The organism is Micromonospora sp. NPDC047074 (genome assembly GCF_040643815.1).
Lineage (GTDB): Bacteria > Actinomycetota > Actinomycetes > Mycobacteriales > Micromonosporaceae > Micromonospora.
In genome coordinates, this window is the sequence record NZ_JBEYVB010000016.1 from 128,341 (window position 1) to 142,111 (window position 13,771).

At 72.8% G+C, this 13,771-nt stretch carries 12 protein-coding genes; 5 read left to right on the plus strand and 7 right to left on the minus strand.

Annotated elements, in window-relative coordinates:
• Window positions 1–19: 19 nt before the first annotated feature.
• The gene (locus tag ABZ809_RS20635) at window positions 20–2,245 is read left to right on the plus strand and encodes an MMPL family transporter (RefSeq protein ID WP_357564165.1); all 2,226 of its coding nucleotides are present in this window, start codon (window positions 20–22) and stop codon (window positions 2,243–2,245) included.
• A gap of 68 nt (window positions 2,246–2,313) precedes the next feature.
• Here the strand turns inward: ABZ809_RS20635 and ABZ809_RS20640 are convergent, their stop codons facing one another.
• Window positions 2,314–3,570 carry an erythromycin esterase family protein gene (locus ABZ809_RS20640; RefSeq protein ID WP_357564166.1) on the minus strand — a complete coding sequence of 419 codons (1,257 nt, stop codon included), beginning with the start codon at window positions 3,568–3,570 and terminating at the stop codon, window positions 2,314–2,316.
• A gap of 104 nt (window positions 3,571–3,674) precedes the next feature.
• On the opposite strand from ABZ809_RS20640, the gene ABZ809_RS20645 reads away from it, so the two are divergent.
• Window positions 3,675–3,866, plus strand: coding sequence for a DUF2795 domain-containing protein (locus ABZ809_RS20645; protein ID WP_357564167.1), 192 nt, complete (start codon window positions 3,675–3,677; stop codon window positions 3,864–3,866).
• A gap of 10 nt (window positions 3,867–3,876) precedes the next feature.
• Here ABZ809_RS20645 and erm read toward each other — a convergent pair whose 3' ends face one another.
• Together erm and ABZ809_RS20655 are read right to left on the minus strand one after the other, a co-directional pair.
• Entirely contained in the window at window positions 3,877–4,674 is a 798-nt protein-coding gene (gene erm / locus ABZ809_RS20650) for an ErmE/ErmH/ErmO/ErmR family 23S rRNA (adenine(2058)-N(6))-methyltransferase (protein WP_357564168.1), read from the minus strand.
• A 315-nt stretch (window positions 4,675–4,989) separates the two neighbouring features.
• A complete protein-coding gene (locus tag ABZ809_RS20655; protein ID WP_357564169.1) occupies window positions 4,990–5,895 on the minus strand; it encodes a Gfo/Idh/MocA family oxidoreductase in 906 nt (301 codons plus the stop codon).
• Between the two features lie 170 nt (window positions 5,896–6,065).
• Here ABZ809_RS20655 and ABZ809_RS20660 point away from each other — a divergent pair, with 170 nt between their 5' ends.
• Both ABZ809_RS20660 and ABZ809_RS20665 read left to right on the plus strand, forming a co-directional pair.
• Window positions 6,066–6,461, plus strand: coding sequence for a hypothetical protein (locus ABZ809_RS20660; RefSeq protein ID WP_357564170.1), 396 nt, complete (start codon window positions 6,066–6,068; stop codon window positions 6,459–6,461).
• Window positions 6,454–6,873 (plus strand): hypothetical protein, encoded by a 420-nt coding sequence (locus ABZ809_RS20665; RefSeq protein WP_357564171.1) that lies wholly within the window; start codon window positions 6,454–6,456, stop codon window positions 6,871–6,873. Before ABZ809_RS20660 ends, ABZ809_RS20665 begins: the two co-directional genes overlap by 8 nt.
• 84 nt (window positions 6,874–6,957) lie before the next feature.
• Here the strand turns inward: ABZ809_RS20665 and fabG are convergent, their stop codons facing one another.
• Window positions 6,958–7,716, minus strand: coding sequence for a 3-oxoacyl-ACP reductase FabG (fabG, locus tag ABZ809_RS20670; RefSeq protein WP_357564172.1), 759 nt, complete (start codon window positions 7,714–7,716; stop codon window positions 6,958–6,960).
• A 120-nt stretch (window positions 7,717–7,836) separates the two neighbouring features.
• Here fabG and ABZ809_RS20675 point away from each other — a divergent pair, with 120 nt between their 5' ends.
• The gene (locus ABZ809_RS20675) at window positions 7,837–9,432 is read left to right on the plus strand and encodes a mucoidy inhibitor MuiA family protein (protein WP_357564173.1); all 1,596 of its coding nucleotides are present in this window, start codon (window positions 7,837–7,839) and stop codon (window positions 9,430–9,432) included.
• 60 nt (window positions 9,433–9,492) lie between these two features.
• Here ABZ809_RS20675 and ABZ809_RS20680 read toward each other — a convergent pair whose 3' ends face one another.
• The 3 genes from ABZ809_RS20680 to ABZ809_RS20690 all read right to left on the minus strand — a co-directional run.
• Window positions 9,493–11,301, minus strand: coding sequence for a cellulose binding domain-containing protein (locus ABZ809_RS20680; RefSeq protein ID WP_357564174.1), 1,809 nt, complete (start codon window positions 11,299–11,301; stop codon window positions 9,493–9,495).
• Between the two features lie 178 nt (window positions 11,302–11,479).
• Window positions 11,480–13,132 (minus strand): alpha-amylase family protein, encoded by a 1,653-nt coding sequence (locus ABZ809_RS20685; RefSeq protein ID WP_357564175.1) that lies wholly within the window; start codon window positions 13,130–13,132, stop codon window positions 11,480–11,482.
• 109 nt (window positions 13,133–13,241) lie between these two features.
• The coding region (locus ABZ809_RS20690; RefSeq protein ID WP_357564176.1) for a hypothetical protein at window positions 13,242–13,771 on the minus strand (530 nt) is incomplete at its 5' end.

The following is a 13,771-nucleotide window of genomic DNA, read 5'->3' on the forward strand; positions in this document are numbered from 1 at the left end:
GACCGAGGACAAGGAACTCATGGCCACCCTGCTCTACCGACTCGGCCGGGGCTCGATGCGCCGGCGGCGACTCGTCGCGGCGATCTGGCTCGTCGTACTCGTCGGTCTCGGCCTCGGCGCCGCGACCCTGCGCGGCCCGATAGCCGACAACTTCACCATGCCCGGCACGGAGTCGCAGCGGGCCCTGGACCTGCTCGCCGAGCAGTTCCCGGAGGCCAGCGGCGCGACCGGCACGATCGCGGTCAAGGCACCGGCCGACGGCGCCCTCGGCAGCCCGCCGGGGCAGGCCGTGGTGCGGGAACTCACCCAGGAGGCCGCCACGCTGCCCGGCGTGCTCGGCGCCGTCGATCCGTTCCAGGTGGGAGCGGTCTCCCCCGACGGCCGGTACGCGCTGGTCCAGGTCCAGTTCGCCACCGGCGCCGACGAGGTGACCGACGCCCAGCGCGACGCGTACGAGAAGGTGGGCGCGCGGGCCGAGGCCCAGGGCTGGCAGGTCTCGCCCGGCGGCGAGGTGCTCAACGCCGTGCCGGAGGTCGGCTCGACCGAGGCGATCGGTGTCGCGATCGCCGCCATCGTCCTGGTGATCACCTTCGGCTCGCTGGTCGCGGCCGGGATGACCATGCTCAACGCGCTGATCGGCGTGGGCGTCGGCATGGCCGGCCTCTTCACGCTCAGCAGCGTGGTCGACCTGACGAGCACCGCGCCGATCCTCGCCCTGATGCTCGGCCTCGCGGTCGGCATCGACTACTCGCTCTTCATCACCTCCCGCTACCGGCAGAACCTTCTTGAGGGACTGCCGCCGGACGAGGCGGTGGGACGCGCCGTGGGCACCGCCGGATCGGCCGTCGTCTTCGCCGGGGCCACCGTGGTCATCGCGCTGGCCGGTCTGGCCGTGGTGAACATCCCGTTCCTGACCGTGATGGGTCTGGCCGCCGCCGGTACGGTCTCCGTCGCGGTGCTGGTCGCGATCACGCTCCAGCCCGCCCTGCTCGGCTTCGCCGGACGCCGGGTGCTGCCCCGCAAGCTGCGCACGGCGCTGCCGGTCGGGACCGAGGATGCCGAGACCGGGAACGCCGGGGACCGCAGCGCCGAGCAGGTCACGCCGCCGGCCGAGGACCGGTCCGCCTTCGGGTTCCGCTGGGCGCGCGCCGTCACCCGGTTCCGGGTGCCGGTCATCCTGGTCGGGCTGATCGGCCTGGGGCTGCTCGCGCTGCCCACGCCGGACATGCGGCTGTCGCTGCCCGACGCCGGCACCGCGCCGGTCGGCTCGCCGGCCCGGGAGTCGAACGACCTCATCGTCGAGGGCTTCGGGCCGGGCTTCACCGGCCGGCTGGCGGTGGTGGTGGCAGGGGACGACGCGCAGGCCACCGAGGCCGCCGTCCCCCAGGTCACCGCGCTGATCCAGCGCACCGACAACGTCCTCGCGGTGGCCCCGCCGCAGTTCAGCCGCGACGGCCGCACCGCGCTGCTCGGGGTGGTGCCGAAGACCGGCCCGACCGAGGAGGCCACGGAGACCCTGGTTCACGACGTCCGCTCGGCCGTGGGCGAGTTCCGCGACGTCGACGTGCTGCTGACCGGGGTGACCGCGATCGGCATCGACGTCTCCGAGAAGCTCTCCGACGCCCTGCCGGTCTACCTGCTGCTGGTGGTCGGGCTCTCGGTGCTGCTGCTGATGCTGGTCTTCCGTTCGGTGCTGGTGCCGGTGAAGGCCGCGCTGGGCTTCCTGCTCACCGTCGCCGCCACCTTCGGCATCACCGTGGCGGTGTTCCAGCAGGGCAAACTCGCCGACCTGGTCGGCCTGGAGACTCCCGGCCCGCTCGTCAGTTTCCTGCCGATCCTGCTGATCGGCATCCTGTTCGGCCTGGCGATGGACTACGAGGTCTTCCTGGTCTCCCGGATGCGGGAGGACTTCGTGCACGGCGACACCGCGCAGCAGGCGACCGTCAACGGGATGGGGCACGGCGCCCGGGTGGTGACCGCCGCCGCGCTGATCATGATCTCGGTGTTCGGCGGCTTCGTCTTCCTCGACGACCCGGTCATCAAGTCGATGGGCTTCGCGCTCGCCGTCGGCGTCGCGATCGACGCCTTCGTGGTCCGGATGACCATCGTGCCGGCGGTGATGTCGCTGCTCGGCAAGCGGGCCTGGTGGCTGCCGCGCTGGCTGGACAAGGCGCTGCCCAACGTCGACATCGAGGGTGAGGGCCTGCGCGCCCACCTCGACGAGAAGGCGCCCAGCCACGCCTGACCGATCAGTGGTCGTGGTGCCCGGGACGGCCGGCGAGAGCGGCCGGAACGGGCACCACGACCAGCTGGTCAGACGCCGGCCGGATAGGTCTCCATCTCGCCCGGGGTGGTCAGGGCCGGCAGCGGGTGCAGGGCGCTCGTCTCGTCGCACCAGACGAAGGCGTCGTAGCGCTCCCCCAGCCGGGTCGGCACGTAGTTGCCCCACGACTCGAAGGACGGGTCGTAGACCACCCCGATCGCCCGGTGGTCGACGGTCCCGGTGACCCAGCCGGGCTGGTCGTCCCCGCCGAAGACCAGCACGGCCCGCTCCGGCATCAGCTCGTGCAGGCGGTGCTCGACCGAGCCGGGACGGGCCGGCGGCACCACCATCGCCTCGGCCGGCGAGCCCCAGCGGGGGGCGGCGGTCACCGTGCCCCGGTAGCCGCCGAAGCCGATCAGGACCACGTCGTCGGCGCCGTGCCGTTCGCGGGCCAGCTGGCCAATGTTGATCAACCCGTCGGCGGCCATGTCGGTCGCCCGCGCGTCGCCGACGTGCGTGTTGTGTGCCCAGACGATGCCCCGCGAGGTGGGGCCGTAGTGCGCCAGCAGCCGGTCCAGGGTGTCCGCCATGTGCGTGTCGCGGATGTTCCACGATTCCGGGCCGCCGCCCACCATCGACCGGTAGTAGCGTTCCGCGCCGGCCACCACCTCGGCGTTCTGCCAGGCCGAGAAGCTGTCCGCGCCGCCCGCGACCGCCTGTTCGCGGGTACGCGCCAGCAGCCGCACGACCTCCTCCTCGCACCGGGCGGAGACGAACCGGCTGGCCATGCCGTACTCCTCGACCCGCTTGCCGTACGGCTCGAAGCAGCGGTACGCGTCCTGCGCCGCCTCCAGCGACGCCGGGTCCTCCTCGCCGAGGTAGTCGAAGATCGCCTGCATGGACTCCCACAGGCTGTAGACGTCGAGGCCGTGGAAGCCGGTCCGGGCGCCCTCGGCCCGCTCGATGTTCCACGCCCGCAGCCAGCTACAGAACCGGGCCACCTCGGCGTTCGCCCACATCCAGGTCGGCCAGCGCTCGAAGCGTTCCAGCGCGATCCGCGGCTCGACGGCCCCGCCCGGCGCGGCCACCACCGAGCGGTGCACCCGGTCGCAGTCGGGCCAGTCCCCCTCCACGGCGACGAAGGAGAACCCGCACTCGGCGATCAGCCGGCGGGTGAGCTGTTCACGCAGCCGGTAGTACTCGTGGTTGCCGTGCGTCGCCTCGCCGATCATCACTATCCGGGCATCCCGGACGCGCTCCACCAACGGGTCGAAGTCGCTCGGCGAGCCGAGCCGCTGAACCAGCATGGCGGGCGGCTACCCGGCGCGCCGCCGGGCAAACCGTCCGCCGTCGATCGGCGGCGGGCGGCCCCGGGCGGTGTGCCGGCGGGCTGAGCGGGTAGCCCGCCGGCATGACCGTCACCGGTGTGCAGTTGCAGGAGTACCTGGCCGGGCTGGACTACCCGGTCTCCAGGGAGGATCTGGTCCGCTGGGGCCAGGAGAACGGGGCCGACACGGAGACGCTCCAGGCGCTGCGGGCCCTGCCGGCGGAGGAGTTCGCCTCCCCCGCCGAGCTGAGCGACGCCCTCAACCCGCTGGCCTGAGCGAGTAGACCTAGCGGGCGTGCAGCAGCCGGAACAGCACCAGCCACTGCTCGGGCCAGACGTGCCCGACCGGGGTGGCCGGGTCGAGCCGGGTCGCCCGCAGCGCCGCCGACAGCCGCGCCCGGGAATGGTGCCGGGCCAGCGACGCCGCGAGCGAGCCGCCGACCCCGGCGAAGCCGGTCTCCACCATCCGGCGGTACGCCGGCAGCGCCGGCCCGGCCAGCAGCGGTTCCGGCCGCCGCTCGACCCGCAGGATGCCGGCGTCCACCCCCGGCACCGGGCGGAACGCGGTGCGGGGCACCCGCCCGGCCAGCCGCCAGCCGAACTCCGGCCAGGTCAGCACGGTCAGCCGGGTCCACCGGCCGTAGTCGCCGCTGCGCCGGCGGGCGTACTCCAACTGGGTGAGCAGGGTGGCCGCGCGCAGGCCGGGCGCGGCCAGGCACCAGCGCACCACGGCCGACGTCAGCGACCAGGGAATGTTGCCGACCACGTCGAACTCCTCGACCGGCGGCGCGACAGTCAGGAAGTCGGCCTGCCGGTGCGTCGCGTTCGGCAGGGCCGCGCAGACCCTGGCCAGCTCGGCACCGGCGACCGGGTCGACCTCGTACGCCGTCAGGTGCCGGCAGCGGGCGGCCAGCGGCCGGGTGAGCTGGCCCCGGCCGGCGCCCACCTCCAGCAGGAGCCGGTCGGGCCGGGGGCGGGCGGCGTGCACCAGCCGGGCGATCGCGGCCGGGTCGGCGAGGAAGTTCTGGGAGAGTACGCGACGGGACCGGTCGCGTTCGGTTGCTCGGGTACGGCGGGGCGCCACGGGTCGTCGTCCTGTCTGTCGCCGTGCGGCGACGGAGTGGACAGGCAGCCGGAATCGGGGGCCTGTCCGAGTGGTCCGGGGACTCGGACGGCCCTGTGCGTGGCGCGGGACGCGGAACGGTGGAATCAGTCGCGGGTCGCGCCGGCCAGGGCCGGACGCCGGACTCGCGGGCGGGCCACCAGCAGCGGCCCGAGGGCGGCCGGCGTACCGACCTCCTCGATCAGAGCGTGCGCGGACATGCGGCGACCCTAGCCCCGCCTGCCCCGGCCGGCGACCGCATTTCCGCCTGAGCGCGGCACGCCGGCGGTGCGCCCCTCAGCGCGGCACGTCGACGATGCGCCCCTCGGCGCGGGCGGCCTCGGCGGCGGCGAGCACGGCGACGACCTCGCGACCGAAGCGCACGTCGCAGCGGTGGTCCCGGGTGCCCGACGCGATCTCCTCCAGCAACTGGTCGATCGCCACCCCGAACGCGGTGACCGAGTCGCCCTCGCCGGCCGGCACGGCCTCGACGCCGTTCTCGCCGTAGAAGACGAACTCCCGGCTCGCCGCCTCGGGCGGGGCGTCCAGGGTCAGCGAGATCGTGCTGGTCGCGCCGCCGTCGTGGGTGAGCAGCAGGTGCACGAGCCCGCGCGGCCCGTCCGTGGCGGCGACCCGGGTGACCCGGCCGAGCACCGGCAGGATGATCGACAGCGCGTGCGGGCCGATGTCCCACAGCGCGCCGTGCTCCCGGCGCCAGGCCGAGGCCCCGTACGGGCCGCCGGGCTGGAAGATCGACGCGAACCGGACCGCCCGGGCGGTGTGCCACCCCCCGACGGCGGCCGTCGAGGCGAGGAAGCCGGCGATGTCCGGCTGGTAACGACCGGTGAAGAAGACCACCGAGGCGACACCCGCGGCCTGCGCGGCGTCGACCACGCGGTCGGCGTCGGCGACGCTCAACGCGAGCGGCTTGTCCAGCAGCAGGTGCCGGCCGGCGGTGGCGGCGCGGAGCGCGATGCCGGCCTGGACGTCCGGCGGGAGCGCCACGGCGACCGCGTCGCAGGCGTCGATCAACGCGTCGACGTCGTCGAACGCCGGCACCCCGTAGCGCTCGGCCAGGGCGGCGGCCTTGCCCGGGTCGCGGCCCCACACGCCGGCCAGCGTGGTCCCCGGGTGCGCGTGCAGCGCCGCGCCGTGCGTCTTCGCCGCCCAGTGACCGGTGCCGAACAACCCGAACCGCACCACGAGACCTCCCACCGTCGTCGCACGCCACGGCATCCATGGCCACGATCACGTTAGTCGCTCGCTCCCGCGGCGTACCCATGGCACCGACGGCCCGGGGCGGCGGGTGACGGGGTGTACTACACGGGTTAGTAGGCTGTGCCGGTGACCGAACCGCGCCCCGGGTGGCCCCGATGACCAGCGCAGCCTCGGCCGGTTCGCCGGTGGACGGGCTCCTCGCGACCGCCTCGATCGTGTTGTCGCTGCTCGTCGCCGGGTGGGCGCTGGTGGCGACGCTGCGGCACCGCGCCCCGGACCGGGCGCAGTTCGCCGGCCTGGCCGTGCTGGAGCTGGCGCTGCTCGTGCTGGGGCTGATGGCGCTGCTCGCCCTCGGCGGCGGGGAGCGTCCGGGTGAGCCGGGGGCCTTCTTCGGTTACCTGGCGACGCTGGTCTGCCTGCCGCCACTGGCCTGGGTGCTGGCCCGGATGGAGCCGACGCGCTGGGGCTCGGCGATCGTCTGCGCGGTCTGCCTGGTCACGCCCGTGGTCGTCGTCCGGCTCCAGCAGACCTGGGAGGTGCTGGGTGGCTGACGTGAGTGCCCCGGAACGGAACCGGACCAACGCCGGCCCGGGACGGCTGCTGATCGCGGTCTACCTGCTCTTCGCGATCGCCGCGACGAGCCGCGCCGGCCTCCAGATCGCCACGAAGTTCGACGAGGCGCCGGTGGCGTACCTGCTCTCGGCGCTCGCCGCCGCCATCTACATCGTCGCGGCGGTGGGGCTGGCCCGGGCGGGTGCCGCCGGCCGACGCGTCGCCCTGGCGTGCTGCGCGGTGGAGCTGGCCGGGGTCGTCGGCGTCGGGATCCTCAGCCTCGTCGACCCGGGGCTCTTTCCCGACGAGACGGTCTGGTCGCGGTTCGGCAGCGGGTACGGCTACATCCCGCTGGTCCTGCCGGTGCTCGGCCTGCTCTGGCTCTGGCGCACCCGGGACGACCCGGCCTGACCCCGGCGAGCACCGCCCGAGATGTAAGGAAGGGCCCCTTCCTAACGCTATGCGTTAGGAAGGGGCCCTTCCTTACATCTCGGGTCAGTCCTTGGGGCCGCCGGCTACGTAGATCACCTGGCCGGAGACGAACGACGCACCCTCGCTGGCCAGGAACGAGATGGTGTGGGCGATGTCCTCGGGGCGGCCAACGCGGCGTACCGCGATCTCCGACTCGGCGTGCTTCTGGAGCGCCTCGAAGTCGACCTTCATCCGGGCCGCGGTGGCGGCGGTCATGTCGGTGACGATGAAGCCTGGCGCGACCGCATTGACGGTCACCCCGAACGGGCCCAGCTCGATGGCGAGGGTCTTGGTGAAGCCCTGGAGGCCGGCCTTGGCCGCCGAGTAGTTCGCCTGGCCCCGGTTGCCCAGCGCCGAGGTGCTGGACAGGTTGACGATCCGGCCCCACTTCGCCTCGACCATGTGCTTCTGGGCGGCCTGGCTGAACAGGAACGCACCGCGCAGGTGCACCCCCATGACCGTGTCCCAGTCGGTGTCGGTCATCTTGAACAGCAGGTTGTCGCGGAGCACCCCGGCGTTGTTGACCAGCACGGTGGGCGCGCCCAACTCCGTGGCGACCCGCGCCACCGCCGCCTCGACCTGGGCCCGGTCGGACACGTCGGCGCCGACACCGAGTGCCCGTCCACCGGCCGCGGCGATGGCGTCCACCGTCTCCTTGGTCGCCGACCTCTCGATGTCGACCACCGCGACCGCGAGGCCGTCGGCCGCCAGCCGCCGGGCGGTGGCCGCCCCGATCCCCCGCGCCGCCCCCGTCACGATGGCGACCCGCCGCTCCTCCGACATTCCTACCTCCCGGTAACTTGCGCTCGATCGAAGGAGCTTAACCCAGGCGTACGCCGGGCCGGCCCCGTGCGGACCGCCGGCAACCGGCGTCGTTGGCACGGAACGACTACTCTCGCCGCCGTGAGCGCAGTGGAGATCGAAGCCCCCGTCGTCGGCGTCACCGTCTACCCGGACCGGGCCCGGGTCACCCGCCGGGGCAGCACCCGCCTGGCCGCCGGTGAGCACCGGGTCCGGATCGCACCGTTGCCACTGGGCCTGCGGCGGGACTCGCTGCGGGTCGGCGGCCGGGGCGCGGTCACCGTGCTCGGCGTGGAGGTGACGACGTGGCGGCAGGCACGCAGCACCGACGGGCAGGTCCGCGAGCTGGAGCGACGTAAACGGGAGCTGGCCGACGAGCTGGCCGAGGTCGACGACGCGGACGAGGTCGAGACGCAGCGGGGGCAGTTCATCGGCCAGCTGGCCGAGCGGGCCGGCGGCACGTACGCCCGCGCGCTGGCCTCCGGTAAGGCGGCACCGACCGACGTGGCCACCTTCGCCGACTCGGTGGCCGGCCAGCTCGCCGACTCGCAGAGCCGCCGTCGCGGGCTGGCCCGGCGGCGTACCGACCTGACCGAGGAGCTGGCTGCCGTCGAGCGGCAGCTGAAGGCCACGGACGGCAAGCGGGAGCCGGACCGGCTGGCCGCCGAGGTGACCGTGGCGGTCGACGCGGACGACGCCGAGCTGGACCTGGAGCTGACCTACCTGGTCGACGGGGCCCGCTGGCAGCCCTCCTACGACCTGCGGCTGGTCGACGACACCATGACCGTCACCTGGTTCGGCCTGGTCAGCCAGGAGACCGGCGAGGACTGGCCGGAGTGCGTACTCCAGCTCTCGACCGCCCGACCGGCGGCGGCGACCGGCGTGCCCGAGCTGTCGCCCTGGTATCTCGACCGGGTCCGGCCGGCACCGCCGATGCCGGCCATGGCGCCGGCGAGCTTCGGTGCGCTGCCGCCGCCCCCGTCGCCGGGCGCGGCGCCGGCCGCCGCAGCGGGTGCCGCGCCCCGGTCCGCCCCACCGCGCCCCAAGGTGCGGGAGAGCGTGGCGACGGTCGAGCAGGGGGTCACGGCCGCCACCTACCGGCCGGCCCGCCCGGTAGCCGTGCCGGCGGACGGCAGCGCGTACCGGGCCACCATCGCCGTGCTGGAGTTGCCGGCCCGGCTGGACCACGTGACCGTGCCGGTCCGCGCGGCCGAGGCGCACCTGCGCGCGACGGTCCGCAACACCTCGGCGCACACGCTGCTCCCCGGCCCGGCGGCGGTCTTCCACGGCGCCGACTTCGTCGCGGCCACCCGGCTGAAGACGTGGGCGCCCGGCGAGGAGACCGAGCTGGCGCTCGGGGTGGACGACCGGGTGCGGGTGGAGCGGAAGCTGGGCCGGCGCGCCGACACCCGGGCCACCCTCGGCTCGACCCGGCGACGGGAGGTGGAGTACCGGATCAGCGTCGCCAACCACACGCCCCAGGCGGCGACCGTGGAGGTCCGCGACCAGCTCCCGGTGTCGCGCGACGAGGCAGTGGTCGTGCGGGAGTCCACCCTCGTCCCGCCGCCGGCCGAGCGCACCGAGCTGGGCGAGCTGACCTGGCGGCTGCGGCTCGGGCCGGGCGAGAGCGGCGAGATCGCCATGGGCTTCCGGGTCGAGCTCGCCAAGGGGGTCGAGCTGGCCGGCTGGCGGGAGTGACCGGTCGGTGATCCCGCCGCCGCGCGCGCCCGGTGGGCGGCACGGCGGCGGGATCGTTCGTCACGGGCTCGTGCAGGTCAGCGTCGGTGTCGTCGGGGTGCCGTTCGCGAGGAAGCCGAACGTGGTCGAGGCCGAGGCCGCCAGCGCGCCGTTGTAGGACTCGTTGGCGACCGTGACGGCCGTACCGTTGGTGGTGAGGCGACCGCTCCATGCCTGGCTGATGGTCTGGCCGCTGGCGAGCGTCCACCTGACCGTCCAGCCGTCGATGGCCGAGCTGCCAGCCGTCACCGTCACCTCGCCCTGGTATCCGCCGTCCCAGGAGTTGGTGGTCCGGTAGACCGCGCCGCAGGCACCACCGGCCGGCGGCGTCGTGGGGGCCGGCGTCGGGCTGGCGGGCGGCGTGGTGGGAGCCGGCGTCGGGCTGGCCGGCGGCGTCGTGGGGGCCGGGGTCGGGCTGGCCGGCGGCGTGGTGGGAGGTACGGTCGTCGGCGGGGTCGGCAGCCCCTTGCTTCCCTGGGCGGCGTAGTCGAGGTATTCCTCGATGTTGCGGTGGCCGTCGCCGTCCGCGTCACCGTTGTGGTCGCCGCTGGCCGGGTTCAGCCCGCTGGCGGTCTCCCAGGCGTCGGGCATCCCGTCCCGGTCGGTGTCCCATCCGCTGGAGCGGTTCACCTGGGGGGCGTTCCACAGGGTGTTCCACTCGGTGGAGTTCGGCTCGTTGGGGACCGCTCCGCTGGTGGAGCGGGTCTCGCGGACCACCCGGGTGTCGACGGCGTCGCGCGCCCACCAGAACGCGCCGGCGCCGTCCAGCACCCTGGTCAGTGCCGCGCCCGCCGACTCGTTGGTCATGTTGGGGACGTTGAAGCGGCTGGTCCGCTGGCTCGGGATGCTGGTGAAGCGGTTCCAGCCGGCGTCGGCGCCGTTGGTCAGGTTCGAGTCACCGTCGTAGTCGACCTTGTTACCCGAGATGTATGCGCTGGTCCCGGTCGCCCCGGTGTAGACCTCGGGGTTGCTGGAGTTGTGCCGCAGATAGGTGTTGCCGACGAAGTTGGCGTTGGCGAGCTGGTTGGCGCCGCTGTAGCCCTTGCCCTCGAAGACGACGTTGTTGCTCCACTCGACGTTGTTCACCGCCCCGACCTCGTTGCCCAGCCGGGGCAGGCGGCTCTTGTGGTGGGCGAACAGGTTGTGGTGGTAGGCGATGTTCGAGCCGGTCACGTCGCTGCCGATGAGGCCGCCGTAGCTGTGGCCGTTGTAGTTCAACCCGTCGGACACGATGGCGTACTGCACCGTGACCTGGCCGGCGCCGTCGCTGGCGCTGATGCCCTCGTCGTCGTGCCAGCTGACCGAGACGTGGTCGACGATGACGTCGTCGCCGGTGATCCAGATCCCGTCGTTGGTCGCCGATCCGGGATTGGCCTGGTCCTTGCCGGGACGGAACTTCAGGTGCCGGATGATGATGTTCTCGCCGGTGACCTTGGTCGCCTGGCCCATGATCGTGACGCCGGGGCCGGGCGCGGTCTGGCCGGCGATCGTCAGGTTGCTCTTACTGATCGACAGCCAGCCCTGCCGGCCCGGAGGGGACAGCTTGATGGTGCCCGCCACGTCGAACACGATCGTCCGCCCACTGCTGGGCGCGTTGTTGATCCCGTACCGCAGCGACCCGGGCTGCGGGCTGCTGGCGTTGTCGCTGAGGTTGGTGACGTGGTAGACGTCCCCGCCCCGGCCGCCGGTCGCGTACATCGCCGGCCCGGCGGCGCCCGGGAACGCCGGCACCGTCGCCGCGCTGGCCTGCGGGCTGGTGACGACCACTCCGGCCAGGACGAGAACCCCGGCCACCGCCGATGCCAGCGCGACGCGAGCGGACGTCGGCAACGTCGACCGCGTTGCCGACGCCCATAATGATCTTGGTTTTCCCATCTTGCTCTCCCTCTGGGTACCGGCGCCGAGCCGCACCTGTTCGAGTGGGTCCCTCGTGTTACAGATGCGTGACGGCCGGCCGGACAACGCTTTGCCCGGAAGAAGATGGGAAAATTGTCAGCTCTACGCCCGCCTAGAGGCCGCGACCCCGGCAGAGGCGGATCCACCGGTAGCCGTAGCCGGCCACCTTGAGCCGGTCCAGCTTGCCGACGTCGCCGTAGTTGCGGTCGGCGAGGACGTCGACCGGAAGGTCCGCCTCCGGCTCCAGCATGCTGAGGTCCACCTCGGCGTCGGTGGTGCCGAGGTTGTGCACGAAGACCATCGTGCCGGTCCGCCCGTCGGCCCGGTGCGCCAGCACGCCGGGCGGCATCGCCACGTCGATGTGGGTGGTCGAGCCCGAGCCCACCTCGGGGGCCTCGCGAAGCGTACGGATCATCCGCTCGAACCAGGCGAGCAGCGACTTCTGGTCGCTGCGCTGGGCGGTGACGTTGACCTTCTCGTACGAGAACTCGCCCTTGTCGATCACCGGACGGATCAGCTTCTCCGGGTCCGCCGTGGAGAAGCCGGCGTTCGGCTGGTACGACCACTGCATCGGGGTACGGATCGCCTCCCGGCCGGGCAGCGACAGGTCCTCCCCCATGCCGATCTCCTCGCCGTAGCGCAGCACCGGCGTGCCGCGCAGCGAGAACTGCAACGCGTACGCCAGCTCGATGCGCCGGCGGTCGTTGCCGAGCATCGGGGCGAGCCGGCGACGGATGCCCCGGTCGTAGATGCGCATGTTCTCGTCGGGGCCGAACTCCGCGTACACCTGGTTGCGCTGTTCGGCGGTGAGCCGGGAGAGGTCGATCTCGTCGTGGTTGCGCAGGAAGGTGGCCCACTGCCCACCCTCGGGCAGCGCCGGGGTGTCCCGCAGCGCCTCGATGATCGGCTCCGGGTCCTGCCGGGCCAGGGCCAGCATCAGCCGCCCGTTGAGCATGAAGTCGAAGAGCATGTGCAGCCGGTTGCCCGAGCCGCCGCTGTCGGCGAAGAAGGTCGGTAGCTGGTCGGGCTCGACGTTGGCCTCGGCGAGCAGGACGGCGTCGCCCCGGCGCCACTGCACGTGCTGGCGCAGCTCGGTGAGGAACTCGAAGTCCTTCGGCGAGTCCGGGTTGCCCGGCTCGGTCAGCTCGATGATGAACGGCACGGCGTCCATCCGGAAGCCGGAGACGCCGAGCTGGAGCCAGAACGACACGATCTTCTTGATCTCCGCGCGGACCTCGGGGTTCGAGAAGTTGAGGTCCGGCTGGAACTTGTAGAACCGGTGGTAGTACCAGGCCTTGGCGGTCCGGTCGTAGGTCCACGTCTCGTGCTGCTCGCCGGGGAAGACCATGCCCTGGTGCCGGTCGCTCGGCTCGTGGTCCGCCCACACGTACCAGTCGCGGTACGGCGAGTCGGGCGAGGAGCGGGCGGACTGGAACCACGGGTGCTCGTTCGACGTGTGGTTCACGACCAGGTCGATGATCACCCGGATGCCGCGGTTCTGCGCCTGGTGCAGCAGCTCCGCGAAGTCGCCGAGGGTGCCGAAGCGCGGGTCGACGTTGTAGAAGTCGGTGGCGTCGTAGCCGTCGTCGCGGTTGGGCGACGGGTGGATGGGGTGCAGCCAGAGGCAGGTCACGCCCAGCCTGGCGAGGTAGTCCAGCCGGCCGATCAGTCCCCGGATGTCACCGACCCCGTCGCCGTCGGAGTCCGCGTACGTGTCGATGTCGAGGCAGTAGACGACCGCCTCGGAGTACCACCTGTCCGCCATGCCGGCCTAATGTCTCCGCTTCCGGCTACCGGCAAACCCGACCGGCTGCCCCGGAGAGCGGTGGGAGCGCGTCCGTGCTCCCACCGCCCCGTTGACGGTGGCCAGCTCGTCAGGTGGTGAGCGCGATGGCGCTGACCTGCCCGCCGCTGCCCATGGTCAGCCACCCGGCGTACGGGCCCTGCTTGGCGAAGAAGTTCCCGCTGCCGACGAACGCGAACCAGCCGTTGCTGCCGACCGCGATGTCGGTGACCTGTCCGCCCCCGGCCATGGTCAGCCACTCGGCGTGGATCCCGTCCTTGGCGTAGAAGTTGCCGCCCTGCGACCAGCCGATCCAGTTACCGCCCAACGCCACCTTCGTCGCCCCACCCGCATTGACCGCCTGCCACGACGAGTACGCACCATCCTTCGCGAACAACACCCCCGCCGAGTTCACGAACGCGAACCGGTTGCCACTGACCGCGATGTCCCGCACCTGACCACCCCCGGCCAGCGTCAACCACTCCCCGTACACCCCGTCCTTGGCGTAGAAGTTGCCGCCCTGCAACCAGCCGATCCAGTTACCGCCCAACGCCACCTTCGTCGCCCCACCCGCATTGACCGCCTGCCACGACGAGTACGCACCATCCTTCGCGAACAACA

Coding starts and splice junctions, on each gene's coding strand:
- ABZ809_RS20635 (WP_357564165.1), top strand. CDS start 20: ATGGCCACCCTGCTCTACCGACTCGGCCGGGGCTCGATGCGCCGGCGG.
- ABZ809_RS20640 (WP_357564166.1), bottom strand. CDS start 3,570: ATGCTGGTTCAGCGGCTCGGCTCGCCGAGCGACTTCGACCCGTTGGTG.
- ABZ809_RS20645 (WP_357564167.1), top strand. CDS start 3,675: ATGACCGTCACCGGTGTGCAGTTGCAGGAGTACCTGGCCGGGCTGGAC.
- ABZ809_RS20660 (WP_357564170.1), top strand. CDS start 6,066: ATGACCAGCGCAGCCTCGGCCGGTTCGCCGGTGGACGGGCTCCTCGCG.
- fabG (WP_357564172.1), bottom strand. CDS start 7,716: ATGTCGGAGGAGCGGCGGGTCGCCATCGTGACGGGGGCGGCGCGGGGG.
- ABZ809_RS20685 (WP_357564175.1), bottom strand. CDS start 13,132: ATGGCGGACAGGTGGTACTCCGAGGCGGTCGTCTACTGCCTCGACATC.